The 377-nt window shown below is 54.6% G+C and carries 1 protein-coding gene; it reads left to right on the forward strand.

Features of this window, described 5'->3' with window-relative positions:
* The coding region (locus QMX91_RS31375; RefSeq protein WP_282413922.1) for a GTP-binding protein at nt 1–377 on the forward strand (377 nt) is incomplete at both ends.

A 377-nucleotide genomic window follows, 5' to 3' on the forward strand; every position in this document is an offset into this window, starting at 1 on the left:
AGCACATCCTGCTGTCCCGTCAGGTAGGCGTTCCGTACATCGTGGTTTTCCTGAACAAGGCTGACCTGGTAGACGACGCTGAGCTGCTGGAACTGGTTGAGATGGAAGTTCGCGACCTGCTGTCCACCTACGACTTCCCGGGCGATGACACTCCAATCATCATCGGTTCGGCTCGTATGGCGCTGGAAGGCAAAGACGACAACGAGATGGGCACCACTGCCGTCAAGAAACTGGTTGAAACTCTGGACAGCTACATCCCAGAACCAGTTCGTATGATCGACAAGCCATTCCTGATGCCAATCGAAGACGTATTCTCGATCTCGGGTCGCGGTACTGTTGTGACTGGTCGTATCGAGCGCGGTATCGTTCGCGTTCAA

Origin of the sequence: Pseudomonas sp. PS01299 (assembly GCF_029960145.1) — a bacterium.
Lineage (GTDB): Bacteria > Pseudomonadota > Gammaproteobacteria > Pseudomonadales > Pseudomonadaceae > Aquipseudomonas > Aquipseudomonas putida_A.